Source organism: Paraburkholderia sprentiae WSM5005 (genome assembly GCF_001865575.2).
GTDB classification, from domain to species: domain Bacteria; phylum Pseudomonadota; class Gammaproteobacteria; order Burkholderiales; family Burkholderiaceae; genus Paraburkholderia; species Paraburkholderia sprentiae.
Window position 1 is genome coordinate 2123450 of record NZ_CP017561.2, and the last position, 24883, is coordinate 2148332.

Consider the following 24883-nt stretch of genomic DNA (forward strand, 5'->3'; position numbering starts at 1 on the left):
GCTCCTTATTGAACGTCGTCTTCGCGCATGCGATTGCGAAACGCCTCGCGCGAGCGCAGCGACGCGGCACTCGGCCGGCTCGCTGGCGCAGGCGCGGAAGCCGCGGGGCCGGACGCTCCATCGGCGGCGGAGCCTGCCGCGCCACCGGTCTCAGCAGCCGACGCGGCCGTGGGTGCGGCTGCACTCGCCCCTTGCGGCGCGCCCGCGACAGCGGGCCCCGAAGCCGCGGCGCCTGTCGCCGCCGCCTGACGCTCGCGGTTGTGCTCGACGAGCCTATCGAGTGGCAGATACAGCACGTTGTTGCCGTTCTTCGCGTCGACGAACACCTTGGTCGCGTTCGCATAGATCTGCTGCATGGTTTCCATGTACAGGCGGAAGCGCACGACGGCCGGTGCCTTCGCGTATTGCGCGTAGACCTGATTGAAGCGCTCGGCCTCGGCCTGCGCCTGCGCGACCGTGGTCTCGCTATAGGTTTTGGCTTCCTGGAGCCGACGAGCGACGTCCGCCTGCGCCCGTGGCAGGAGATCGGCCGCATAAGCCTGCGCGTCGCGTTTCGCGCGTTCGTTTTCGTCGTGCACCTTCGCGGCGGCGTCGACCGAGGGTTGCACCTGCTCGGGCACCTGCACGCTTTGGATCGTCACGCCTGTGACCGCCAGACCGGACTGGTACTGATCGAGCGATTGCTGGATTGCGGCGATCAGCTGCTGGCGCAATGTTTCGTGATCCTGATCGAGAATATCGCTGGTGCTGTGCGCGCCGACGATGCCCCGCACCGCCGCCTGCGCGGCATGCATTACGCTCTGGTCTGGATCGACGCTGCGGAACAAAAAGTCGTCGGGCTTGCGCACCTGATACTGCACGGCAAAGCGAACGTCGACGATGTCGCCGTCGTGCGTGAGCATCGATGCGTCCTTCACGTTCGCGAGACGCACCACATTGCTACGGCCGATTTCAACTTGACGGATCTGCCCGACGTTGACCAACTCGTGGGACTCGAACGGATACGGCAGACGCCAGTGCACGCCTTGCGCCGCGGTATAGCGATACTTGCCGAACTGCAGCACGACGGCCGCCTGGCCATCCTGCACGACGAACACGCCGCTGCCGAGATAGATCGCGATCAGCACGCCGATCACGATGCCGACGCCGATGCGCGCGCCGCGGCCGTTGTCAGGACGGCCACCGCCGACACCGCCGCCTCTGCGCCCGAAAATCCGCGAGAGACGGCGATTGAAATCGCGCCACATTTCGTCGAGATCGGGCGGACCTTCACCATCGCGCGCTGGACGCTTCGGATCGTTCGGCCGTTGCCGGTCGCCGTTGCCCTCGCCCCGGCCCCAACGCGGATCGTTCAGTGAAAGCAAGGCGCGCATACGCAGCCAGATACTCTGCTCGTTGTAATCGTTCACCTGTGTTCGTTCACCAGAGTAGACAGCGGATCAGTGCAATTGAAACGGGTCAGTGCCCGAGTTCCGGAACCTTGTGATCGTTGCGCGTGTGCGCCGCGAAGTCATCTTGCGACGCATCGAGCGGCACGCCGGCAAGCGGTTCGGCGGTAGCGATTTCAGCGATGGCAGCGCGCAATGCATCCAGCCCCTGCCCGGTGCGCGCGCTCAAAAAGACGCGCGAAATATTACCATACTCATCCCGCTCGACCGCCTCGCCGCGGGCCGCCAGCTCCGGCACCGCATCGATCTTGTTGAACACCAGCACCTGGCGGATCGTATCTGCGCCAATCGCACGCAACACCTCGTTGACCTGATCGATCTGGTCGAGCCGCACCGCGCTCGATGCATCGACGACGTGCAGCAGCAGGTCCGCGTGAATGGTTTCCTCAAGCGTCGCGCGAAACGCGGCGACCAACTGGTGTGGCAGCTCACGGATAAAACCGACGGTATCCGACACCACCACCTGCCCCGCTTCGCCGCCCAGATAGACGCGCCGCGACGTGGTGTCCAGCGTCGCGAACAGTTGGTCGGCGGCAAACGCCTGCGCTTTGGTCAACGCGTTGAAGAGCGTCGATTTGCCCGCGTTCGTATAGCCGACGAGCGACACCGAGATCGTCTGGTTGCGATTGCGCGCGCGACGCTGTGTGCCATGCTGGCGGCGCAGCTTGTCGAGGCGAATCTTGAGCGCCTTGATGCGCTCGCCGATCAACCGGCGGTCGGTTTCGAGCTGCGTTTCGCCCGGACCGCGCAAACCGATACCGCCCTTCTGACGTTCGAGGTGGGTCCACGCGCGAATCAGCCTTGTCGACAGGTATTGCAGCTGCGCGAGTTCGACCTGCAGCTTGCCTTCGTGGCTGCGCGCGCGCTGCGCGAAAATGTCGAGGATTAGACTGGTACGATCGACCACGCGCCGATTAAGCGCCCGCTCCAGATTGCGCTGCTGAGCAGGCGCAAGAGCGTGGTTGAAGATCACGAGTTCAATGTCGTTCGCTTCGCAGGCGAGACGCAACTCTTCGGCCTTGCCGCTGCCCACGAACATCTTCGCGTCGGGACTGGAACGGCGTCCGGTGAGGGTGACTAAGGGGTTTGCGCCCGCGCTGTGCGCGAGCAGGCTGAGTTCTTCGAGACTGGCTGCGAAATCGATCTTGCCGAAATCGATGCCAACAAGCGCTGCATTGATCAAATTGGAGGGTACCAAAATGACGCGGCCGGGAGGGAATCGCCAACGGGCGACGCTGAGCCGGCCGCGGCGAGGGTTAGGACTGTTCGGAATCCGGGTGGAAATTCACCGGACGGGCGGGCACGACCGTCGAAATGGCGTGCTTGTAGACCATCTGGGTGACCGTATTCCTGAGCAACACGACGTACTGGTCGAACGATTCGATGTTCCCTTGAAGCTTGATGCCGTTGACCAGGTAGATCGACACCGGCACGTGCTCTTTACGCAGTGCGTTCAAAAACGGGTCTTGTAACAATTGCCCTTTGTTGCTCATAGCAAACTCCGTATTTTTTTGCAGGTTGACTGAATTGACGGCGAAGAAAAAGAGATCCGCCGCCAACCGCTACACTATAGCTGATTTTCATTTCGACGCGCGGGCCCGGGACCCGCGGCCAAACCCAGCGTACATGCGGGTTTCAGCCCAGGTTTAAGACCGCCTTCACCTGCTTCAGCCCTTATCCGCGTAAGGGTTCGTCGACGATCTGAACTCTATTCGCAATGGAGTCCCGGTCAGCTTGAAAGTTTCCCGGAAGCGATTCTCGAGGTACCGCTTATACGTGTCGGTGATCGCGTCGAGCGCATTGCCGTGAATCACGATAATCGGCGGATTCTGCCCGCCCTGGTGTGCGTAACGCAGCTTCGGACGCACCGGACCGCGGCGCCGCGGCTGCTGGAACTCGACCGCCTCGATCAGCGCACGCGTCAGCTTTGGCGTCGGCAGCTTCGACATTGCGGCAGCGTATGCGTCGTCGACCGAACGCATCAGCGGCCCGATTCCGGTTTTTTCCGCGGCGGAAATGAAATGGAATTTGGCGAAGTCCAGAAATTTTAGTTTGCGTTCGAGGTCCGCTTTGGTGCGCTCGCGCACATGCGGATCGAGACCGTCCCATTTGTTCACGCCAACCACTAGCGCGCGGCCCTGCTCGACGACGAAGCCGGCGATGTGCGCGTCCTGCTCCGAAATGTCCTGGCGCGCGTCGAGCAGCAGGATCACGACATTCGCATCGGAGATCGACTGCAGCGTCTTCACGACCGAGAACTTTTCGATCGCCTCGAACACCTTGCCGCGACGCCGCAGGCCGGCCGTGTCGATCAGCGTGTACGGCTTGCCATTGCGCTCGAAATCGACGTAGATCGAGTCACGCGTCGTGCCCGGCATGTCGAATGCGATCACGCGCTCTTCGCCGACCAGCGCATTGATCAGCGTCGACTTGCCAACGTTCGGCCGGCCGACGATGGCGATCTTCACGCCGCGGGCTCCCTCGTCTTCCTCGCTCTCTTCCGGCTGACCTGCATACGCGACTTCGAGCGCCTCGTTGATCATGTCCGTGACGCCGTCGCCGTGCGCGGCCGAAATCGCGCGCGGATCGCCGAGACCGAGCTCGTAGAAGTCGGCCGCGACGTTGGCGTACTTCATGCCCTCGGCCTTGTTCACGACGAGGAAGATCGGCCGGCCGACCTTGCGCAGATAGTCGGCGATCGACTTGTCCTGCGGCGCGAGACCGTTGCGCCCATCGACGATGAACACGACGACGTCCGACTCCTCGACCGCCTGACGGGTCTGGCGCGCCATCTCGTGCAGGATGCCGTCTTTCGCGACCGGCTCGAAGCCGCCGGTATCGACGACCAGATACGGCCGCTCGCCGGCGCGTCCTTCGCCGTAATGGCGATCGCGCGTGAGACCGGGCAGGTCGGCGACCAGCGCGTCACGCGAACGCGTGAGGCGGTTGAACAGCGTGGATTTCCCCACATTGGGGCGCCCAACGAGGGCAATAACGGGTTTCATCAGATGTTGTTCACGGTGAGACGCGGATCGCAACCGATCGCGCGCTTAGCGACGCCAGGCGGCCGCCGTGAGGCGGCGTTCTGACGAAATTATCACGAATTCAACCTGCTCCGGATGCGCGATCGATATGCGCATCCAGGCGGACGGGGCGCGGGCTGTACGGACGCCACCAGCGGCCGCCTGCTTCAAACCGGGCTGCTCGACGGCTGGCCCGCTCGTGTTCGAGCGCGTCCCCGGTTCGCAAAACTGGCGGCGAAGCGCACACGCGGCTTGGCATATGAGCCGGCACAACCTCGCGCCGACTTGCCGAACCGGCCCGTCCGGCGATTTTTTCTTTGAGCTTGCCCGATCACGCGATGGGCAGCGTCGCAACCCGATGCGGGAGCCGCGTGCCAAAGCCGGCGCAGCTTCAATTAAAAAGCGCGCGGCCGGCAGAGCCGGCCTGCGCGCTTGACAACAGGTGTAGCGGTCAGTGCGGACGATAGCCGAACAGGCCGCCGTCGCGCGTCTGCACGACCAGCGTGTCGCCGGCCAGCACCGGCGCCGCGGTAATCGCGCTGCCGTCGGTCTTCACCCGCGCGACGAGCGTGCCGTCGACGGTCGACAGGAAATGCACGAAACCCTGATAGTCCCCGAGCACGGCAGCGCGGCCGAGCAGCATCGGTACGCTCAGGTCGCGGTTCTTCAGCGTCTCGTTCTTCCACAGCACCGAGCCGTTGTTCACGTCGAAGGCGGACACGATCGACCAGTCGTCGGCGGCGACCACGCTGCGCTCATCCTGCGCGAGGCCGCTGGTGCTCGAGAACGGCTTGCCCCACAGCGCGCGGCCCGAGTTGGCATCAAAACAGCCAATCTGGCCTTGGAACGTTACCGCACACGTCTCCGAACCGACCAGCGTGGGCGGGCCGGTCACGTCGTTGATACGCTCGACCTCGGTCACGCCCTTCGGATACGACACCGGCGTCTGCCAGTAGGCGTCGCCCGTCTGCAGATTGATCGCGGCGAAGGAGCCGCCCGGGAAGCCGGCCAGCACGGCCGCGTCACCCGCGAACGTCATGCCCGACGACACGCGCAAGTTCAGCGGCACTGCGCGATTGCGGAAGTTCCACTTCTGCTCACCGGTTTGAGCGTTGAACGCGACGATCTGGCCGTCGACCGTGCGCACGATCACGAGGCCGTTGCCAACGAGCGGCGGCGTAATGATTTCGCCCGGCGCCTTAGCCGTCCACAACTCCTTGCCGTCCGCGCCGAGCACGTACACGTCGCCCTTCAGGCCACCCACCGCGGTCAGTGTGCCATCGCTGCCGACACCCGCCGACAGATCGTCATGCAGCTTGGTGCGCCACACGTCCTTGCCGGTTTGCGCGTCGATCTTTGCGACCGTGCCGTTCGCGCCCGCAGCGTACACGGCATTGCCGACCGCAACCGGCGAAAACAGGTAGCGGCCAGCCTTGCCGACGCTCGCCGACCAGGACTGTTGCACGTCGAGCACGGGTTTGAACTCGGTGAGCGGCGTCGGCACACGGCGCTCGTCTTTCGAGGACGAGCAAGCCGCCAGCGTGAGAACGGTCATCGCACAGATAACGGGCACGGCGTAACGTTTCAGCAGATTCATCGGTGGACGAAGCATTCAGGAAATGGATTAAAGGAGACCGTCTTGCGGTCGTCGCTCGCGGCGCGCCGCGCGGGACGCTTAGCCGCCAAGCGCATCCAGCTTGAACTGGATCAGCTGGCGCGCCGAGCTGTCACTCTTTGACAGCGAGTCGAGCGCGAGCTTATAGGCCGCGCGCGCGTCGTCGCGCTTGCCCTGGGCTGCGAGCAGGTCGCCGCGGCGGTCCGCCACGACGCCTTTGAAAGCATCGGATTGCGGCTCGGCCAGGAGCGCAAGGCCCTGGTCGTAAGCCTTGTCGTCGAGCAACAGAGACGCCATGCGCAACTTCGCGATCTGCTTGAACTCATCGTCTTTCGCGTGATCGATCGCCCATTGCAGCTGCGCTTTCGCGCCGGCTTCGTCGCCAGCGGCGTAAAGCGCTTTGGCGGCACCGAGCGCGGTCATCTGCGCATAGGCGGTGCGGCCGAACTTGTCTTCCATGTCGGCGGCGACGCGCGCGATCTGCGCCTTGTCGCCCTTTGCCGCAGCCTGCTGGACCTGGTCATACAGCACCGCGGCTTCCGCCGCCTGGCGACGCTGCCAGAAATTCCAGCCATTCCAGCTCGCGCCGGCCAACAACACTACCAGCACGATCCACGTGGTCGCATTGCCCCACTGCTGCCACCATGCCTTCAGACTTTCAATCGATTCTTGTTCGTCGTGGTAACTCATTGCCCGGCGATTTCCTCATTCTTGCTGCGTGTGCGTGTCGAGCCAGCCGGCCCGACGACATCGCGATCAGTCGTCGCCGTCTTCGGCGGATGCAACCATCGCATTGATTAGATATTCGGTCAAGTCTTCGGCGGGCACGTTCCGTTGCTCGTTCTTACCACCGTTGGCTTGCGTATCGCGCAGCGGTTTCACCCCGGCCGTACCGTTGGCGATCTCATCTTCGCCGAGCACGACCGCAAACGCGGCGCCGCTCGCGTCGGCGCGCTTCATCTGCGACTTGAAGCTCGCCGACTGACCGTCCGCGCTGCAGTGCAGGATGACGTCGAGGCCCGTATCGCGCAGACGTTCGGCGATGATGAACGCCTGCTCGCGCGCGGCGTCGCCCTGATGGACCACGTAGACGTCGCAGCCTTCGTCTTCGGGTACGAGCTGGTCTTCCTTCAGCAGCTCGAGAATCCGCTCGACACCCATCGCCCAGCCGCACGCAGCCGTCGGCTTGCCGCCAAGTTGCTCGATCAGCGGATCGTAGCGGCCGCCCGCCGCGACCGTGCCTTGCGCGCCGAGCTTGTCGGTCACCCATTCGAACACGGTCAGATTGTAGTAATCGAGACCGCGCACGAGACGCGGATTGATCGTGAACGGCAGGTTGTTCGCCTTCAGCAGACGCTGCAGGCCTTCGAAGTGCGCGCGCGATGCTTCACCAAGAAAATCGATCAGCTTCGGCGCATTCTGTGCGACTTCCTGAAGCGCAGGATTCTTCGTATCGAGCACGCGCAACGGGTTGGTGTAAAGGCGGCGCTTGGCGTCTTCGTCGAGCACGTCGATGTGTTTTTCGAGGTATGCGATCAGTTCGACGCGATGCGCGGCGCGTTCTTCAGCAAGGCCGAGCGAGTTGATTTGGAGCTTGATGCCGGTCAGGCCGAGGTCGTCCCACAAGCGCTGGCACATCATGATGATTTCCGCGTCCGCATCCGGACCCGCGAAGCCGAGCGCTTCGACGCCGACCTGATGGAACTGGCGATAACGGCCGCGTTGCGGACGTTCGTGACGGAACATCGGACCGATGTACCACAGACGCTTCGGGCCGTCGTACAGCATGTTGTGCTCGATCGATGCGCGCACCACCGCTGCCGTGTTTTCCGGGCGCATCGTCAGGTTTTCGCCGTTCAATGCGTCGGTGAAACTGTACATCTCTTTTTCGACGATGTCGGTCACTTCGCCGATACCGCGTGTGAACAGTTGCGTATGCTCGACGATCGGCGTGCGGATGTTCTGGTAGCCGTACGAACGCAGCATCGACTTGACGGTGGTTTCGAAAAATTCCCAGAGCCCGGCTTCCTGCGGAAGGATGTCGTTCATCCCTTTCACGCCGGACAGCTTCTCGAGCTTTTTCTTCTGTTCAGTCATCTGTGTTTCGATAGCCGGTATTTAGTTGAGCACGTCGGCGCGGCCATAGCGGCGCTCGACATAGTCGCTCACGATTTGCTGGAATTCTTGCGCGATGTTCTCGCCGCGTAGCGTCTTCACTTTTTCGCCGTCGATGAACACCGGCGCGGCCGGGTTCTCGCCCGAGCCCGGCAGACTGATGCCGATGTTCGCCTGCTTCGACTCTCCCGGACCGTTGACGATGCAGCCCATCACCGCGACATGCATCTGCTCGACGCCGGGATACTGGTCGCGCCAAACCGGCATCTGCTGACGCAGATAAGTCTGGATCTGCGACGCGAGTTCCTGGAACAGCGTGCTCGTGGTGCGGCCGCAGCCGGGGCACGCGATCACCATCGGCGTGAACGAGCGCAGGCCCATCGTCTGCAGGATTTCCTGACCGACGATCACTTCGCCGGTGCGCGACCCGCCCGGTTCCGGCGTCAGCGAAATACGGATCGTGTCGCCGATGCCCTGCTGCAGCAGCACCGACAGCGCCGCGGTCGACGCGACGATGCCCTTGGAGCCCATGCCCGCTTCGGTCAGGCCAAGATGCAGCGCGAAATCGCAGCGGCGCGCGAGTTCACGGTACACGGCGATCAGATCCTGCACGCCGCTGACCTTGCACGACAGGATGATCTGGTCACGCCCGAGACCGAGTTCGACCGCACGTTCGGCCGAGCCGATCGCCGACTGGATCAGCGCTTCGTACATCACGCTTTGTGCTTCCCACGGCGTGGCGCGCGACCCGTTTTCGTCCATCATCTTCGCGAGCAGGTCCTGGTCGAGGCTGCCCCAGTTCACGCCGATGCGCACCGGCTTGTCGTATTTGATCGCGGCCTCGATCATTTGCGCGAACTGCGTGTCGCGCTTCGCGCCGTGCCCGACGTTACCCGGATTGATCCGGTATTTCGAAAGCGATTCCGCGCAGCCCGGATAGTCGCGCAGCAGCAGGTGACCGTTGTAATGGAAGTCGCCGACCAATGGCACCGTCACGCCCATGCGGTCGAGCTGCTCGCGGACCGCCGGGACGGCCGCCGCCGCTTCCGGCGTATTCACGGTGATACGCACCAGTTCTGAACCGGCTTGCGCCAGTTCCTTGATCTGGATGGCGGTGCCGATCGCGTCGGCGGTGTCGGTGTTGGTCATCGACTGCACGCGCACCGGCGCATCGCCGCCGATGGTCACGAGCTGGCCGCCCCAGCGGACGTTGACCGCATGTGACTTGCGCCGCATCGCGTGGCCGCCGAACACCGGTTCGTCTGAAACGATCTTGCTACAGGATTGGGATTGAGCTTCGGTTTGCATCGAAAAACCCATTTACGCCGCACGCGCTATGCAAAAACGCAGCGCCTGAATTGAAAAAGCGCCGCCGGCCGGTTGGCCGCGGCGCGTACTGTATGTGTCAAGGCAGTGCGAAGCGTGCCACGTTGCCCTTGGCTGCCGCATATTTCGACGGATCGACCGGCTGACCGTCGAGCGTCACCGACTCGAGACCGGCCTTGTTGCCGACCGTAACCTTGAACGGACCAACACCCGTCACTTCCTCCGGATCGCCCGCATGCACTAGGCCGGAGAACAGTTCCTTACCGCTCTTGTCGCGTACGCTGAACCAGCTGTCCTGCGTCACGCGCAGTGCGACAACTGCCTCTCCTGGCGCTGGCGTGGCCGCCGCTGCCGGCGCATTTGCCACGGTCAGCGGTGCGCGCGCGGCCCGTGAGGCATCCTGAGCCGCTTGGGCTTTCGAGCCGGCCTCCGGTGCCGCTGCTGCTGGCGCCGCCGCTGTATTCGCCGCTGGCGCCGAGCCCGGCGCGGTGCCAGTGGCAAGCGGCGCAGGCATCGGCGTTACCGACGCAGACGCCGGGTTGTCCGGACTCACCGCGTTGTCAGCCGTCGCCGCCCCTGCGTCCGGCGCCGATGCGCCTTCCGCCGCTGGCGTCGTCGGACCTTGCGCGACCGCACCCGATGCCGCCGTGTCGCTGGTCGTCGAACTATTCGCGCTTGCCTTCAGTCGCGCGAGCCACGCGGACGAGTCGCCGCCGTTCGTGCGCCACATGCCCAGCGCGATGACCGCGACGACGATCGCCGCAATGCCCCACAGCCACGATCGGCTCTTGTGCCCGCTGTCGCCGAGCGACAGCGAAACCTTGCCGCGCGGCAGATCCTTGCCGGATGACGCCGGCATCGACAGGTTCGGCGCCGGCACGCCCTTCTCGCGACGCAGCGCCGCCGTAAAAGGCGCCGGATCGGCGCCCAGCATTTTCGCGTAGCTGCGTACGACACCGAGTGCGAACGTCGTGTCCGGCAGATGGCTGATGTCGCCCGCCTCGAGCGCCCTCAGCTTGACGATCGACACCTTCAGCCGCGCCGACACGTCCTCGATCGTCCAGCCCTTCGACTCGCGCAACTGGGTCAAGCGCGCGCCAACCGCCGCCAACGAATCGAGGGCCGGCTGCACGGCAGGCTGGACCACTGCTCGGGCAACGGGTGCCGGATGGCCATCGTTCGTGTCTGTCTCGTGCGGCTGCGGGTGCTGCGGCTCACTCATCCCAAATCCTTTCGCGTCGATTCTTTTAGTCGTGTGACCGGACGGGCCTGAGCCTCGCTCCGAATCGCAGACCGTTTATAACAAAATGCGCGGCTTTGTGTGCCGCTCCTGATCGATTCTGCAAACTTTCTTTTCAATCGGCGGTGGCATGGCAGCATTTTCGCGCTCACGGAGTGTTCCGCCGAACGCCGACGCCCTGCCGCCCCGCGCGATTACACGGCGCGAACCTCGATCACCTTCGCCGCCCTCCCGGTGCGCTCAGCAAGACGCGTGCGGTCTTTCACCGCGCCGGCCAGCTGACCGCAGGCAGCATCGATATCGTCGCCACGGGTCTTGCGCACGGTGGTGACGACGCCCGCGTCCATCAACACTTGCGCAAACCGCTTGATCTGTTCCGACTTCGAGCGGACGAGGCCCGATTCGGGGAACGGATTGAACGGAATCAGATTGAACTTGCACGGCACGTTGCGCGTGACAGCGAGCAGCTCGCGCGCGTGCGCCTCACTGTCGTTCACGCCATCGAGCATGCAGTATTCGAACGTGATGAAATCGCGCGGCGCAACTTTCAGATAGCGCTCGCACGCCGCCATCAGTTCGCGCAGCGGATACTTTTTGTTGAGCGGCACCAGCACATCGCGCAGTGCGTCGTTCGACGCATGCAGCGACACCGCGAGCGCTACGGGCAAATCCGCGCCGAGCCGGTCCATCATCGGAACGACGCCCGACGTGGACAGCGTGACGCGCCGGCGTGACAGGCCGTACGCGTTGTCGTCGAGCATTAGGCGCATGGCCGGCACGACAGCGTCGTAGTTGAGCAGCGGCTCGCCCATGCCCATCATCACCACGTTCGTGACGACCCGCTCGCCTTTGCCGTCGCCGCCCATCGCGCGGCCGAGCGCATCGCCGCGCGACGCGCGCAGCGCGAACTCGGCCATGCGCAACTGGCCGATGATTTCGCCGGTGGTGAGATTGCGGGAGAACCCCTGCTTGCCGGTCGAGCAAAACCGGCAGTTGACCGCGCACCCGGCCTGCGACGACACGCACAGCGTGCCGCGCGTTTCTTCCGGGATGTACACGGTTTCAACGGCGTTGCCGTTGCCGACATCGATCAGCCACTTGCGTGTGCCGTCCGACGAGACGTGGTCGCTGACGACGCCCGGCATCGTGATCGCGGCCCGGCCTTTGAGCTTTTCGCGCAAGGACTTCGCGAGATCGGTCATGCAATCGAAGTCGGCAGCGTTGTATTGGTGAATCCAACGCTGCAATTGCTTGGCGCGAAACGGTTTCTCGCCCAGGCTGTCGCAATAGGCGACGAGCCCTTGGGCGTCGAGGTCGAGAAGGTTGACGGAGGGACTGCTCGTCATGTCGAATCCTGCCATTTCAGTGCGAGACTACGTTCACGCAACAAGCTGCATGAACGCCATGCCGTTCGCGCCCATTCCTGCTGCTTTTACCTTACTACTTTGCCGTGCCGCGCGCGCGATTCATGCGATAAAACAGTTGGGCCACACGAAACGCGCCAGGCTGACAGCTTGCGACAGGCGACCGAGATCAGCGCCTGACCTCAGCGCGAGTAGACGTTGACCTGGGGGAAGAAGAACGCGATTTCAACCGCGGCCGTTTCCGGTGCGTCGGAGCCGTGCACCGCATTGGCGTCGATACTGTCGGCGAAGTCGGCGCGGATCGTGCCCTTCTCGGCCTTCTTCGGGTCCGTCGCACCCATCAGGTCACGGTGCTTCAGGATCGCGTTTTCGCCTTCAAGCGCTTGCACGACCACCGGACCCGAGATCATGAACTCGACGAGGTCCTTGAAGAACGGACGTGCTGCGTGCACAGCGTAGAACTTCTCGGCGTCAGCACGCGACAGATGCACCATGCGCGAAGCCACGATCTTCAGACCAGCGTTTTCGAAGCGGGTGTAGATCTGGCCGATTACGTTCTTGGCCACTGCGTCCGGCTTGATAATCGACAGGGTACGTTCGATCGCCATAAAAACTCCAAAAAATTAAGAGGTTACAGATTCAAATGAATCCGCTATTGTAGCATGTTCCCGGCCATCATTGCGATCGAACCCTTACATTATTGAAAGGATCGAAGCGCAGGGTGTAAAATACTGGTAGCGTAGGCCATGTGGGCGACTCGAGGGTATTGAAACTCCGTGCCGCCGCGCTAATCTTACGGATGAACGCTGCGCTCGCGGGCGCTTCGCGAATTGCCGTATCACCATCACGAAACACGCTTCCGAGGTAAGGAGAGACCATGAACGAACATCCGTATATGTTTGGCCGCAACGGCGCGGTGAGCACGGCCGAAACGCGCAACCGCGTGCTACGAAACACCTACTGGCTGCTCGCGCTGTCCATGATTCCAACCGTGCTCGGCGCGTGGGTCGGTCTTGCCACCGGCTTCTCGCTGTTCGCCGCCACCAGCCCTGCCATGAGCATGCTGGCTTTCTTCGCGATCGCCTTCGGCTTCATGTTCGCGATCCAGCGCACCAAGGACAGCGCCGTTGGCGTGTTCGTATTGCTCGGCTTCACGTTTTTCATGGGGCTGATGCTGTCGCGCATTCTCGCGTTCGTTCTCGGCTTCTCGAACGGCCCGTCGCTGATCATGCTCGCGTTTGGTGGCACTGGTGTGATCTTCGCGGCCATGGCGACTATCGCCACCGTCAGCAAGCGCGACTTCTCGGGCCTCGGCAAGTGGCTCTTCATGGGCGTGATTGTGATCCTGCTGGCTTCGGTCGCGAACGTGTTCCTGCAACTGCCGGCACTGATGCTGACGGTCTCGGTCATGGCAATCGTGATCTTTTCCGCCTACATCATGTTCGACGTGCAGCGCGTCGTGAACGGCGGCGAGACGAACTACATCACCGCAACGCTCGCGATCTACCTGGATCTGTACAACGTGTTCGTCAACCTGCTCGCGCTGCTCGGCATTTTCGGCGGCAACCGCAACTAACTCTGGCGGGTCGCGCGCCGTGCCTCCACGCCGCGCTCGAGGCGCAAAGTAGCAAAGGAAAAGCCCATAACGGTTGCTCGTTATGGGCTTTTTTCATTGCGTGGCCATCTGGCACGTGGCGCTCGGCGCGTCTGACGTCAATCCCGTGCGCGCGTTACAGGGTCAACCATGCGAAACCGTCGCTCTGGGACGCAACCACCACCTCTATGGGCGTCGCGCCAAGCACGCCCGCCAACGCCGCCCGCGCAAGTTCCGGCAGATTGTTCTGCTGGCTCAGATGCGCGGCGACCAAATGCCGCAAACGCGAGCGGTCCAGCGACGCCAGAATTTCAGCCGCCGCATCATTGTTCAGATGTCCGTGATTACCGCCGATTCGCGCCTTCAGCGACGGCGGATAACGACTGCCCGCGAGCATCTGCACGTCGTGATTGCATTCGAGCACGAGCGCGTCGCAGCCGCTCAGCACCGCGCTGATATGCGGCGTGGACGTGCCCACGTCGGTGAGCACGCCGAGCCGGCTCGCGCCGTTTGAGAACACGTATTGCAGCGGTTCGCGAGCGTCGTGCGGAACGGTATAAGGGAGAACGCTGAGCTCGCCGATCGCTACCGCCTCATCGCCCCACAGCACCTGCAGGTCGATATCGGCTTGGTCGGCGCCCACCGCGCGCGCGGTGCCCCAGCTCATGTACAGCGGAATCGACCACTTCCGCGCCAGCGTCAAGGCGCTGCCGATGTGATCGCTATGTTCATGCGTAATCAGGATCGCGTCGAGGTGCTCGGCGCTCGCGCCGAGCCGCGTCAGACGCCGTTCGACTTCACGCGCGGAAAAACCGCAATCGAGCAGCACACGCGTGGTGACTGCGCCGCTGTGCGCTTCCACCAGCAGCGCATTACCTTCACTGCCGCTGCCGAGACTTGCGAAGCGCACGACCCGCCTAGTTCAGTTGCGCGTGCAGCAGCGACACGATGCGCTGCGCATCCGACGACGTGTCGACCTGCCCATTCGCGTCGACGACCGCAATCTGCGTCACCGCGTCGCCCTTCGCGCGCACGTTGACGCGGAATTCCTGGCCCGGCTTGCGCGTCGAATTGCCGCTGTAGAACAGCTTGCCGAACAAGCCTTCCTTCTTCAGTTCCTGCATCGAATCCGCGTAGCGCACGTAATAGATGCCCTTCTCGCGATCGCGATTGTCGACCGTGAAGTTGGTGCGATCGAGCGCGAGGCCCACACGCAGCCAGGCGCGGTCGAACGACTCCTGCAGATCGAGCGTCGAGGCGCCCGCGTTCTGCTCAATGGTGGTCGGCGCGGTCGCCGGGCGCGCGTCGGTCAGCAGCTGCTTCGACTGCGCTTCGGTCAGGCCGAACTTCTGCATCAGCTTCGCGAGGAACAGCGCCTCGAGAGCCGGGTCGCGCGGACGCTCTTCCCAGCGCGAGGACGTCTTGTCCTGCCCGGTCAGCACTTCTTCCATCGCGCTATGCGTGATTGAGATATCGGTCGCGCTGTCCGAACCGCGCGACACCAGCGTGCGGAAACTGTCGCGGGTACCGGACGAATAGGCGAAGTCGATGACCTTGCCGATCGTGCGGCGGAACCAGTCGTCCGGAATGTTCGCGCGGTTTTCCGCCCAGTCGGTCGACATGATGCCGGTGGCCGGCGCGTCCGTCTTCAGTGCGAAGCCGTTCTCCTGCCAGAACTCCTGCAACTGCGGCCACAGCTGCTCCGGCGACCGGCCGTCTACCACAAGCCAGCGACGGTCGCCGTCGCGCTCGATGTGCATGCCGAGCGGATCCTGCGCAGTCGGCTGGCCTTCGGTCGCGTTGCCAGCCGCCGTGACAGCACGGGTCGGCGTGCCACCCAGCGCCAGATTGGCGGGCGGCGCCACATAGCGCTGGTCGTTCGGCGACGTGCTCAGATCGCTCGGCACGGCGAGCGGCGGCGCGCTCGAGGTCGCCTTGTAGTTGACGCGGTCGGAAGCGAACCAGTCGTTCAGCGTGTCACAGCCGGCGAGCGTCGACAGGGCAAGCGCCAGCGCCGCCATGCGGGTTGCGTGGAGGGAAAATGCGGAACGTTTCATGAGGTCCTTCGTGATGCTGGAACGCGATGCCTCGTTCGATCTGCCGGGAACGTGGGCTGAAGCGACGTCGGTTAATGAAATGCCGGTGGCGGTCTTGCGTGGGCGGCGGCACGCTTGGCCGTTCAGCCTAGCAGGCCCGCATCACGCAACGCGCCGCGCACCACTTCGTGGTATTGCACGTCGAGCGGCGTGAGCGGCAGGCGGATGCCGCCCTGCACTCGCCCCAGTTGCTGCAGCGCCCATTTCGCCGGAATCGGATTCGCTTCGGCAAACAGGTACTTGTGCAGCGACAGGAGTTTCAGATGAATGTCGCGCGCGGTCTTCACGTCCGCCGCGAGCGCGGCCTTGCATAGCTGGCTCATTGCGCGCGGCGCGACGTTCGCGGTGACCGAAATATTGCCATGGCCGCCGAGCAGCATCAGTGCGATCGCAGTGGGATCGTCGCCGCTATAGATGCCGAAGTGCGCCGGCGCCGACTTGATCAGATGCGCGGCGCGGTCGATGTTGCCGGTGGCTTCCTTGACGCCAACGATGCCCGGCACCTGCGCGCAGCGCAGGATGGTTTCGTTGCTCATGTCGGCGACGGTGCGGCCGGGCACGTTGTAGAGGATCACCGGCAGATCGACGGTTTCGGCGATCTTCGCAAAATGGCGGTAGATGCCTTCCTGGGTCGGCTTGTTGTAGTACGGGACGACCTGCAGCGTGGCATCGGCGCCGACGTCCTTCGCGTGCCGCGTCAGTTCGATCGCTTCAGCGGTGGAGTTGGCGCCCGCGCCCGCGATGACCGGAATCCGGCCAGCGGTGTGCTCGACCGCGGTCTTGACCATCAGCACGTGTTCTTCGACCGACAGCGTGGCCGATTCGCCGCTCGTGCCGACCACGACGAGCGCATTCGTGCCTTCCTCGACGTGCCAATCGATCAGTTTGCGAAACGCCGGCAGATCGAGGCTGCCGTCTTCGAGCATCGGGGTGATGATGGCGGGGATGCTGCCGCGGATCTGAACGCCGTTCTGGTGACCGCTGTGGTTGCCGTTAGTCATGAAACGCCATGAATATGATCAGGTAAACCGCGATTGTAGCGGATTAGCCAGCCAACTCGTAACAAGGTGGCGCTGTTGCCCGCGCGGGATCATCAGCACAGGCCGCTTCCCGAACCGCGCAGATGCGCTGAACGTAGGCCGGGCGCGGCTCGGCGACAAAACCGTCCTGAAATGCGATCACCCGCAGCTGACCCCGCACAATGTCGAGCAGCTCGCCAGGCGTCAGCAAATACGCCGGATTGGAGGGTTTACCGACGCTTTCGTTTCCTTGCGCGAAGGTCTCGTAAACCAGTATGCCGCCGGGTGCGAGCGCGCGCAGCAACTGTGGAAAAAGCGGCCGATGCAGGTAGTGAGTGACGACGACCGCGGCGAACTCCGCGTCGCGAGGCAATGGCCACGGCGCATCTTCGAGATCGGCTACGACCGGCGTGACGAGCGGCACGTCGCGCAGCAGATCGAGCGCAGCCGCGTCGCGATCAATCGCGGTGACGGGATGGCCCAGCGACGCAAGAAAGCGCGCGTGGCGCCCGGCGCCCGATGCGACGTCGAGCACCGCGCCGCCCGGCGCGATCAGGTGCGCCCAGTGACGCACCCAGCGCGACGGTTCACCGAGGCCGTGCAAACCACTGGTAACGGGCGAACTCATCGCTTAGGTGCGGCGCATCGAGCGCGCATCAGTTGTACGACAGGCCCATCGCCTCGCGGACGTCGCGCATCGTTTCGGTGGCGAAGCGGCGCGCCTTGTCGCAACCGTCGGCGACGATCGCGCGCAACAGCGACGGGTCGTCCATGTACTTCTGCGCGCGCTCGAGCATAGGCTGCTGCTCGCGCAGAATCCCTTCGACGACCGGCTGCTTGCAATCGAGACAACCGATGCCCGCCGAGCGGCAGCCCTTCTGCACCCACTCGTGGGTCGCCTTGTCGGTATAGACCTGATGCAGCTGCCACACCGGGCATTTGTCCGGATCGCCCGGATCGGTGCGGCGCACTCGCGCGGGGTCGGTCGGCATCGTACGGACCTTCTTCGTGATCGTTTCCGCGTCTTCGCGCAGGCCGATCGTGTTGCCGTACGACTTCGACATCTTCTGGCCGTCGAGACCCGGCATGCGCGACGCCTCAGTCAGCATCGCCTGCGGCTCGACGAGGATGATCTTGCGGGAGCCTTCCAGATAGCCGAACAGGCGCTCGCGATCGCTCATCGACAGGCTTTGCGATTCCTGCAGCAGCGCCCGCGCGCGCTCGAGCGCTTCGTCGTCGCCTTCCTGCTGATGCGCGTTGCGTAGTTCGTGATACAGCTTCGCGCGCTTGCCGCCGAGCTTCTTCGCAGCTTCGTTCGCCTTCTCCTCGAAACCCGGCTCGCGGCCGTACAGGTAGTTGAAACGGCGCGCGATTTCACGCGTCATCTCGACGTGCGGCACCTGGTCTTCACCGACCGGCACGAGCGAGCCGCGATATAGCAGAATGTCCGCCGCCATCAGCACCGGATAGCCGAGGAAGCCGTAGGTGGACAAATCCTTGTCCTTCAGCTTTTCCATCTGCTCCTTGTAGGTCGGCACGCGTTCGAGCCAGCCGAGCGGCGTGCTCATGCCGAGCAGCAGCGCGAGCTCGGCATGCTCGGGCACCTTGCTCTGGATGAACAGCGTCGCCTGCGCCGGATCGATGCCAGAAGCGAGCCAGTCGATCAGCACGTCCCATACGTTCTTTTCGATCACTTCGGGCGTTTCGTAGTGCGTCGTCAGCGCGTGCCAGTCGACCACGCAGAAGAAGCACGGGTACTCGGACTGCAGCCGCACCCAGTTTTTCAGCACGCCGTGATAGTGGCCGAGGTGCAGCGACCCGGTGGGCCGCATGCCGGAGAAGATACGGTCTGGGAACATGGTTATTTAGAAAAGCGAAACAAGTGGAGTCAGAATTGCGGTGATGGCGCTATAGCCGAGCGTAACCAGTGGCTTCAACCAGAAACGCGTGAGCGTACCCGTCATCACGAGCGCCATCACAATGAAAAAGCCGTACGGCTCGAGCCGCGACAACGCGATCGATTGCTTCGGCGGCAACAGGGCCATCACCACGCGGCCCCCATCGAGCGGCGGCAGCGGAAACAGGTTCAACACGCCGAGCACGAGATTGACGCCGACGCCCGCACCCGCCATGCGTGTAAAAAACGGTTCGTTGACATTGAGCACCGCGAGCGCAACACCGAACACGCCCCAGATCAGCGCCTGGATGAAATTGCAGAGAGGGCCGGCCGCCGCGACCCATAGGCTGCCCCAGCGCGGGTTGCGCAAATTGCCGAACGCGACCGGCACCGGCTTCGCATAGCCGAACATGAACGCGCCGCTCGTCGCGAAGTACAGCAGCAACGGAATGGCGATCGTGCCGAGCGGATCGATGTGCCGCATCGGGTTGAGCGACACGCGGCCGAGCACGTAGGCGGTGTTGTCGCCGAGCCAGCGCGCGACGTAGCCGTGCGCGGCCTCGTGCAGCGTGATCGCGAAGATCACCGGCAGCGCGTACACCGCAATCGTCTGTATCAGGGAGGAATCCATAACTCGCTATTGTAACAACGCGCTCGCGGGCGTCTGTCCGCTTTCGCTCACGCCACTCACGCTGTTTGCTCGAGGCCGAACGGCGCGAGCGGGCCGCGCCCTGCCCGCACCAGCACCGGCTCCGAACCCGTCAGATCGATCACGGTGGACGGCTCGCACACGCACGCACCGCCGTCGATCACCAGATCGAGCTGCTTTTCGAGCCGCGCGCGGATTTCCTCCGGGTCGTTCAGCGGCTCGCTTTCGCCAGGCATGATCAGCGTCGAGCCGAGCAGCGGCTGACCGAGTTCCTCGAGAATCGCGAGCGTGATCGCGTGGTCCGGCACTCGCAGGCCGATCGTCTTGCGCGATGGATGCGACACGCGCCGCGGCACTTCTTTGGTCGCCTGCAGCACGAACACATAGGGACCCGGGGTCACCGATTTGAGCAGCCGATACTGCCAGTTGTCCACCATCGCAAAATTGGCGAGCTCGGACAGGTCGCGCACCAGCAGCGACAGCAGCTGCTTTTCGTCGAGTCCGCGGATGCGCCGCAGACGCTCGACCGCATCCTTGTCGTCGAGACGGCAGGCAAGCGCGTAGGTCGAATCGGTCGGCAAGGCGACCACGCCGCCGTCGTTGATGATCTGCACGGCCTGCTTGACGAGGCGCGGCTGCGGATTGTCGGGATGAAGCCGAAAGTATTGGGACATGGAGACTCACGGTGGCGGCAGACGGACTGCGGCAGATGGGCTGCGGAGAGCAGAGCGCGTGCCGCATCCAGCTAGCCCGCGCGCGCGACGTGCCGTACCGGCACGGCGCGCGGTCACAGCCAGCGTTCCCAGACGGGCTTCAGATCAGCGGGTAACGGCGGCAGCGCGCCGAGTTCGATGCGGCCTTCGCCAGGCGCATGGAAGTCGGAGCCACGCGAGGCCTCGAAGCCGAAGCGACGCGCGACGTCCGCGTATTCGCGGTACTGGTCGGGCGTGTGGCTGCCCGTTACGACCTCGATCGCCTTGCCGCCGAGGTCGATGAATTCGCCGAAGAACGTGTCGAATTCGAGTTGCGAATACGCGTAGCGACCCGGATGCGCGACGACCGCGACGCCGCCCGCGGCCTGGATCCAGCCCAGCGCATCGGCGAGCTTGGCCCAGCGGTGCGCGATGTAGCCCGGCTTGCCGTCGCCGAGATAACGGTCGAACACTTCCTGCGCGTTTGCGCAGTGACCATGTTCAACCATGAAGCGCGCGAAATGGGTGCGCGACATCATGTCGGGATTCGACACGTATTGCAGCGCGCCCTCGTACGCGTCTGGAACGCCGAGCGCGGCCAGTCGCTCGCCGATCGCTTCGGCGCGCGCGGCACGGCCGTCGCGAGTCCGTGCGAGACCGTCGATCAGGATCCGGCTGGTCGGATCGATGCCGAGTCCGACGATATGCACGGTGCGCCCCGCCCACGTGACTGAAATCTCGACGCCGCTCAGGTACTTGATGCCGAGAGCCTCGGCCGTGGCGCGCGCCTCCTGCTGGCCGCCCACTTCGTCGTGATCGGTGAGCGCCCACAGCGTCACGCCGTTCGCGTACGCGCGGCGCGCGACGTCGGCCGGTGCGAACAGGCCGTCGGAAACGGTGGAGTGGCAGTGGAGATCGGCGTTCATCGTGGTCCGGGAAAGGTTCTCCAGTCATTTTACTGCAACGCAGTAAGTGGCCGCAGAGGTATCTCGCGACGCCTGCTCCGGTTGCCCGCGTGCCGCGAGCCGGGCCGGGTCAGGACCGGATCGGCGCCGGTGCGGCGACGTCCGCACGACGCACCGGCGCCGTTTCAAACGCGGCTTCAGGCGCAGAAACCTTCGATCAGCGCTGCGATCTGTTCCGGCTGGTCGTGATGCACCATGTGCCCCGCGCCGTCGATGATCTTCTCGCGCCAATCGGGAAACGCCCGGAAACGCGCCTTGAATTCGTCGAGTGGAACTTCGCCGGCAATCTGCGCGAGCGTCGGCGAGCCAGCGGCCTCGACATGCAGCACCTTCGCGCTGACCTTGCGCCACACCGCCATCACCTCGTCGAGGCGATACAGCGTCGGACCGCGGACCTTGTGCGCCGGATCGGCGAGCAGCATGAAGCGCCCTTCGCCATCCGGCTTCGACCAGTGCTGCGCGAGAAACTGCGCGCGCCGCGGATCGAGGCGCGGATTGGTTTTGATCAGGCGCGCGGCGACGTCCTCGAGCGACGCGTAGCGCTTCAGCTGCGGCGGATCGCGCAATTCGTCGAGCCAGCTGACGAGACGCTTCGGCGCCTGCGCCGGATGCGCTGCCGCGAGCCCGAAGCCTTCCAGATCGACCACGCGTCGCACCCGTTGGGGCCGCACGCCCGCGTACAGGCACACGACGTTCGCGCCCAGGCTGTGACCGACGAGGTTCACTTCGCCGCTCGGCGCGTAGTGGTCGATCAGCGCATCGAGATCGCCGAGGTAGTCCTGCACCGAGTAGCTGCCGCCGCCGCGCGCGGCGACGGGCCAGTCGGACAGGCCGAAGCCGCGCAGGTCGGGCGCGATCACCTGCCAGTCGCCGCCGAGCGCATCGACGACGAACTGGAACGACGCGGCGACGTCCATCCAGCCATGCAGCATAAACAGCATCGGCGTATCGGCATGACCCCAGCGCCGCACGTGCAGCCGGACGCCGCGCGCGGCAACGAACTCAGAGCGGGAAGTATTCATCGAGGGCGAACCCACACAAAAGAATGGTCGTTCGATTATAGGGACGGCGGCGCAAGAAGGGCTAACGGATTACTGAGGCGATGCTCAGTCTTCGGTTGCCTATGTGGCCTGCTGCGCATCCTGGCTCGCTAGCGCGGCGAGTTCCGCGTCGTCGAAACCGGCCTCGCGGCGCGCTTCGAAATTGAACGGGCCACGCAATTTCGGCGCGTGATACTGGTCGGCGAGACGCAGATAGGTGCGGTGCGGGTCGAGGCCGTCCGCATCGCACAGGTGACGAAACCAGCGGTTGCCGATCAGCACGTGGCCGATTTCATCGCGCAGGATCACATCGAGGATCGCCGCCGAGGCGTGATCGCCAGCTTGCTGCAGACGCGCGCGGATCGGCGGCGACGCGTCGAGGCCGCGCGCCTCGAGCGTGCGCGGCACGAGCGCCATGCGCGCGAGGACGTCGCCGCGAGTTCGCTCGCACATGTCCCACAAGCCGCCGTGCGCGGGGAAATCACCATAGGCGTGGCCGTATTCGGCCAGACGCGCGGCGAGCAGCGAGTAGTGATACGCCTCTTCGGCGGCGACCTTGAGCCAGTCGGTATAAAACGCGACGGGCATGCGGGCGAAGCGCCAGACGGCGTCGAGCGCCAGATTGATCGCGTTGAACTCGATGTGCGCGAGCGCGTGGAGTAGCACCGCGCGTCCGTGCGGCGACTGCATACTGCGGCGGCCGAGCTCGCGCGGTTCGACCAGCTCGGGCCGCTCAGGGCGGCCCGGCAGGCTGGCGGGCTCGGCGAGATGGAGGCCGGCGTCGCAGAGAGCGCGGCGGTCAAGTACCGCCGCGTACAGTTCGCGGGCCGCCGCGGCCTTCGCGGCGGGATCCTGCTCGCACAACGCGGCGAGCGCGGCGCGGCGCGTGCACGACGGCTCATTCCGAGAATTCGATGCGGGAGAATCGACACGAGGGGGCGAAGCGGCGGACGTCATGACAAACGGAGATAGTCGATGGAAGCGAGAAAGGTGACGGACAAGCGGCGGTTGACCCGCGCACGAGCCGCCGAGCGGCTCAAGCACACAACCGTTTACAATACTCGATTCGCCCATCCGGCGCGCTTTCCGGCACGCCCGTCAGACGCAGAATTGGCCGTCTCGCACCGCGCCGGGCGCTCGCCCCTGTCCTGTGCGGCGACCGATCAGGCAACCATCGCGCACGGTATCGGCGTCACCTGAAGACTGGCGCCGGCCAACAAGGAGACATTGTGACGATTTACAAGCTGGGCGAAGCCGCCCCGATCATCCATGAAAGCGTGTTCGTCGCGGATTCGGCGAACATCATCGGCAACGTGACGCTCGAGGAGAACGCGAGCGTGTGGTTCGGCGCGACGCTGCGCGGCGACAACGAGCCGATCACGATCGGTGCCGGCAGCAACGTCCAGGAAAACGCGGTGCTGCACACCGACCCCGGCTATCCGCTGACGGTGGAGTCGAACGTGACGGTCGGCCATCAGGCGATGCTGCACGGCTGCACGATCAAGGAAGGTGCGTTGATCGGAATTCAGGCGGTGGTCTTGAACGGCGCGGTGATCGGCCGCAACTGTCTGGTCGGAGCGGGCGCCATCGTCACAGAGGGCAAGGTGTTTCCCGACAATACGCTGATCCTCGGCGCGCCCGCGAAGGCGGTGCGCGAGCTGACGGAAGCGGATATCGCCAACATGCAGCGCGGCGCGGCAAGCTATGCCGGGCGCCGCGAGTATTTCAAGGCGCAGCTCGTACGCATCGGCTAGACGGCCGGCGTGCGCGGCGCGCAAAGGCGCGGCATCACGCCGCGTCATTCCACCGAGGAAAAGTTGTGAGCGACCAGTTGCAAAAATTCATGTTCAGCGCGGCGCCCGTGCGCGGCGAGATCGTTTCCCTGCGCAATACCTGGCAGGACGTGCTGACGCGCCGCGATTATCCAGCGCCCGTGCGAACGATCCTGGGCGAAATGATGGCCGCCTGCGCGCTGCTGTCGGCGAACCTGAAGTTCGACGGCACACTCGTCATGCAAATTTTCGGCGATGGCCCGGTCAAGATGCTGGTCGTGCAATGCAGCTCGAACCTGACGATGCGTGCAACCGCGAAGCTGTCCGGCGAAGCCGGCCATACGATCGACGATACGACTTCGCTCGTCGATCTGGTGAACGCGAGCGGCCACGGCCGCTGCGTGATCACGCTCGACCCGACCGACAAGCAGCCCGGACAGCAGCCGTACCAGAGTATCGTGCCGCTCTCGGGCGTGAGCGGACCACTGAAGTCGATCGCCGAAGTGCTCGAGCACTACATGCATCACTCCGAGCAGCTCGACACGCGCATGTGGCTCGCGGCGAACACCGAGCGCGCGGTCGGCATGCTGCTGCAGAAGCTGCCGGGCGACGGCGGCATCGTCCCGCATCCGGGCGAGCTCGACGCCGATACATGGGAGCGCGTGTGCACGCTCGGTGGCACGCTGTCACAGAGTGAACTGCTGAGCGAAGAACCGGAGACGGTATTCCGGCGCCTCTTCTGGCAGGAAAACGTCCAGCATTTCGAGCCGGTCACGGCGCGCTTCGAATGCACGTGCTCGCGCGAGAAAGTCGGCGCAATGCTGAAGATGCTCGGCCGCGCTGAAGTCGACAGCGTGATCGAGGAACGCGGCCACGTCGAGATTCATTGCGAGTTTTGCAATCAGCGCTACGAGTTCGACCCGGTCGACGTCGCGCAACTTTTCGTGGCCAGCGGACTCTCACAAGGCGTGACGCCGGCAGCCGCGCAGCGGCATTGAACCGCGCTTTCGCCGAAGCGGACCACGTGC

Annotated in this window: 25 protein-coding genes; 4 read left to right on the forward strand and 21 right to left on the reverse strand. The window is 64.3% G+C overall.

Features of this window, described 5'->3' with window-relative positions; translation table 11 throughout:
• Window positions 1–5 precede the first annotated feature (5 nt).
• The 11 genes from hflK to ndk all read right to left on the reverse strand — a co-directional run bounded on the left by hflK (window position 6) and on the right by ndk (window position 12739).
• Window positions 6–1409, reverse strand: a complete 1404-nt coding sequence (hflK, locus tag BJG93_RS09665) for an FtsH protease activity modulator HflK (protein WP_027198073.1) — start codon at window positions 1407–1409, stop codon at window positions 6–8.
• 49 nt (window positions 1410–1458) lie between these two features.
• The gene (gene hflX, locus BJG93_RS09670) at window positions 1459–2631 is read right to left on the reverse strand and encodes a GTPase HflX (protein WP_027198074.1); all 1173 of its coding nucleotides are present in this window, start codon (window positions 2629–2631) and stop codon (window positions 1459–1461) included.
• A 73-nt stretch (window positions 2632–2704) separates the two neighbouring features.
• On the reverse strand, window positions 2705–2941 hold the full coding sequence (gene hfq, locus BJG93_RS09675; protein ID WP_006051315.1) for an RNA chaperone Hfq: 237 nt from the start codon (window positions 2939–2941) through the stop codon (window positions 2705–2707).
• Between the two features lie 174 nt (window positions 2942–3115).
• Window positions 3116–4453 (reverse strand): ribosome biogenesis GTPase Der, encoded by a 1338-nt coding sequence (gene der, locus BJG93_RS09680; protein ID WP_027198075.1) that lies wholly within the window; start codon window positions 4451–4453, stop codon window positions 3116–3118.
• A gap of 469 nt (window positions 4454–4922) precedes the next feature.
• The gene (gene bamB / locus BJG93_RS09685) at window positions 4923–6068 is read right to left on the reverse strand and encodes an outer membrane protein assembly factor BamB (RefSeq protein ID WP_027198076.1); all 1146 of its coding nucleotides are present in this window, start codon (window positions 6066–6068) and stop codon (window positions 4923–4925) included.
• 78 nt (window positions 6069–6146) lie between these two features.
• Window positions 6147–6776 carry a YfgM family protein gene (locus BJG93_RS09690; protein ID WP_027198077.1) on the reverse strand — a complete coding sequence of 210 codons (630 nt, stop codon included), beginning with the start codon at window positions 6774–6776 and terminating at the stop codon, window positions 6147–6149.
• Window positions 6777–6842: 66 nt separating this feature from the next.
• A complete protein-coding gene (gene hisS, locus BJG93_RS09695) occupies window positions 6843–8183 on the reverse strand; it encodes a histidine--tRNA ligase (protein WP_027198078.1) in 1341 nt (446 codons plus the stop codon).
• A gap of 21 nt (window positions 8184–8204) precedes the next feature.
• Entirely contained in the window at window positions 8205–9509 is a 1305-nt protein-coding gene (gene ispG / locus BJG93_RS09700; RefSeq protein ID WP_174566102.1) for a flavodoxin-dependent (E)-4-hydroxy-3-methylbut-2-enyl-diphosphate synthase, read from the reverse strand.
• A gap of 97 nt (window positions 9510–9606) precedes the next feature.
• Entirely contained in the window at window positions 9607–10749 is a 1143-nt protein-coding gene (locus BJG93_RS09705; protein ID WP_027198080.1) for a RodZ domain-containing protein, read from the reverse strand.
• A 212-nt stretch (window positions 10750–10961) separates the two neighbouring features.
• Window positions 10962–12113, reverse strand: a complete 1152-nt coding sequence (gene rlmN, locus BJG93_RS09710; protein ID WP_027198081.1) for a 23S rRNA (adenine(2503)-C(2))-methyltransferase RlmN — start codon at window positions 12111–12113, stop codon at window positions 10962–10964.
• Between the two features lie 200 nt (window positions 12114–12313).
• Entirely contained in the window at window positions 12314–12739 is a 426-nt protein-coding gene (gene ndk / locus BJG93_RS09715; protein WP_027198082.1) for a nucleoside-diphosphate kinase, read from the reverse strand.
• Between the two features lie 269 nt (window positions 12740–13008).
• Here ndk and BJG93_RS09720 point away from each other — a divergent pair, with 269 nt between their 5' ends.
• The gene (locus BJG93_RS09720) at window positions 13009–13707 is read left to right on the forward strand and encodes a Bax inhibitor-1/YccA family protein (protein WP_027198083.1); all 699 of its coding nucleotides are present in this window, start codon (window positions 13009–13011) and stop codon (window positions 13705–13707) included.
• A 154-nt stretch (window positions 13708–13861) separates the two neighbouring features.
• Here BJG93_RS09720 and BJG93_RS09725 read toward each other — a convergent pair whose 3' ends face one another.
• The 10 genes from BJG93_RS09725 to BJG93_RS09770 form a co-directional block, all read right to left on the reverse strand.
• Window positions 13862–14635, reverse strand: coding sequence for an MBL fold metallo-hydrolase (locus tag BJG93_RS09725; protein WP_027198084.1), 774 nt, complete (start codon window positions 14633–14635; stop codon window positions 13862–13864).
• Between the two features lie 7 nt (window positions 14636–14642).
• Window positions 14643–15782 carry an outer membrane protein assembly factor BamC gene (gene bamC / locus BJG93_RS09730; RefSeq protein WP_027198085.1) on the reverse strand — a complete coding sequence of 380 codons (1140 nt, stop codon included), beginning with the start codon at window positions 15780–15782 and terminating at the stop codon, window positions 14643–14645.
• 122 nt (window positions 15783–15904) lie between these two features.
• On the reverse strand, window positions 15905–16822 hold the full coding sequence (gene dapA, locus BJG93_RS09735) for a 4-hydroxy-tetrahydrodipicolinate synthase (RefSeq protein WP_027198086.1): 918 nt from the start codon (window positions 16820–16822) through the stop codon (window positions 15905–15907).
• Window positions 16823–16865: 43 nt separating this feature from the next.
• Window positions 16866–17468, reverse strand: a complete 603-nt coding sequence (locus BJG93_RS09740; protein ID WP_027198087.1) for a class I SAM-dependent methyltransferase — start codon at window positions 17466–17468, stop codon at window positions 16866–16868.
• A gap of 28 nt (window positions 17469–17496) precedes the next feature.
• Window positions 17497–18699 (reverse strand): tryptophan--tRNA ligase, encoded by a 1203-nt coding sequence (locus BJG93_RS09745; protein ID WP_027198088.1) that lies wholly within the window; start codon window positions 18697–18699, stop codon window positions 17497–17499.
• 6 nt (window positions 18700–18705) lie between these two features.
• On the reverse strand, window positions 18706–19368 hold the full coding sequence (locus BJG93_RS09750) for a site-2 protease family protein (RefSeq protein WP_027198089.1): 663 nt from the start codon (window positions 19366–19368) through the stop codon (window positions 18706–18708).
• 56 nt (window positions 19369–19424) lie between these two features.
• Window positions 19425–20060, reverse strand: coding sequence for an L-threonylcarbamoyladenylate synthase (locus BJG93_RS09755; RefSeq protein WP_027198090.1), 636 nt, complete (start codon window positions 20058–20060; stop codon window positions 19425–19427).
• 113 nt (window positions 20061–20173) lie between these two features.
• Entirely contained in the window at window positions 20174–21004 is an 831-nt protein-coding gene (locus BJG93_RS09760; RefSeq protein ID WP_027198091.1) for a 3',5'-nucleoside bisphosphate phosphatase, read from the reverse strand.
• Between the two features lie 176 nt (window positions 21005–21180).
• The gene (locus BJG93_RS09765; RefSeq protein WP_027198092.1) at window positions 21181–22065 is read right to left on the reverse strand and encodes an alpha/beta fold hydrolase; all 885 of its coding nucleotides are present in this window, start codon (window positions 22063–22065) and stop codon (window positions 21181–21183) included.
• 99 nt (window positions 22066–22164) lie between these two features.
• Window positions 22165–23040 (reverse strand): ferritin-like domain-containing protein, encoded by an 876-nt coding sequence (locus tag BJG93_RS09770; protein ID WP_027198093.1) that lies wholly within the window; start codon window positions 23038–23040, stop codon window positions 22165–22167.
• Window positions 23041–23058: 18 nt separating this feature from the next.
• On the opposite strand from BJG93_RS09770, the gene BJG93_RS09775 reads away from it, so the two are divergent.
• From BJG93_RS09775 to hslO, 3 genes are all read left to right on the forward strand, one after another.
• Window positions 23059–23283 (forward strand): hypothetical protein, encoded by a 225-nt coding sequence (locus BJG93_RS09775; protein WP_154671836.1) that lies wholly within the window; start codon window positions 23059–23061, stop codon window positions 23281–23283.
• A 29-nt stretch (window positions 23284–23312) separates the two neighbouring features.
• The gene (locus BJG93_RS09780; RefSeq protein ID WP_027198094.1) at window positions 23313–23837 is read left to right on the forward strand and encodes a gamma carbonic anhydrase family protein; all 525 of its coding nucleotides are present in this window, start codon (window positions 23313–23315) and stop codon (window positions 23835–23837) included.
• Window positions 23838–23902: 65 nt separating this feature from the next.
• On the forward strand, window positions 23903–24853 hold the full coding sequence (hslO, locus tag BJG93_RS09785) for an Hsp33 family molecular chaperone HslO (protein ID WP_027198095.1): 951 nt from the start codon (window positions 23903–23905) through the stop codon (window positions 24851–24853).
• The last annotated feature ends 30 nt before the right edge of the window (window positions 24854–24883 follow it).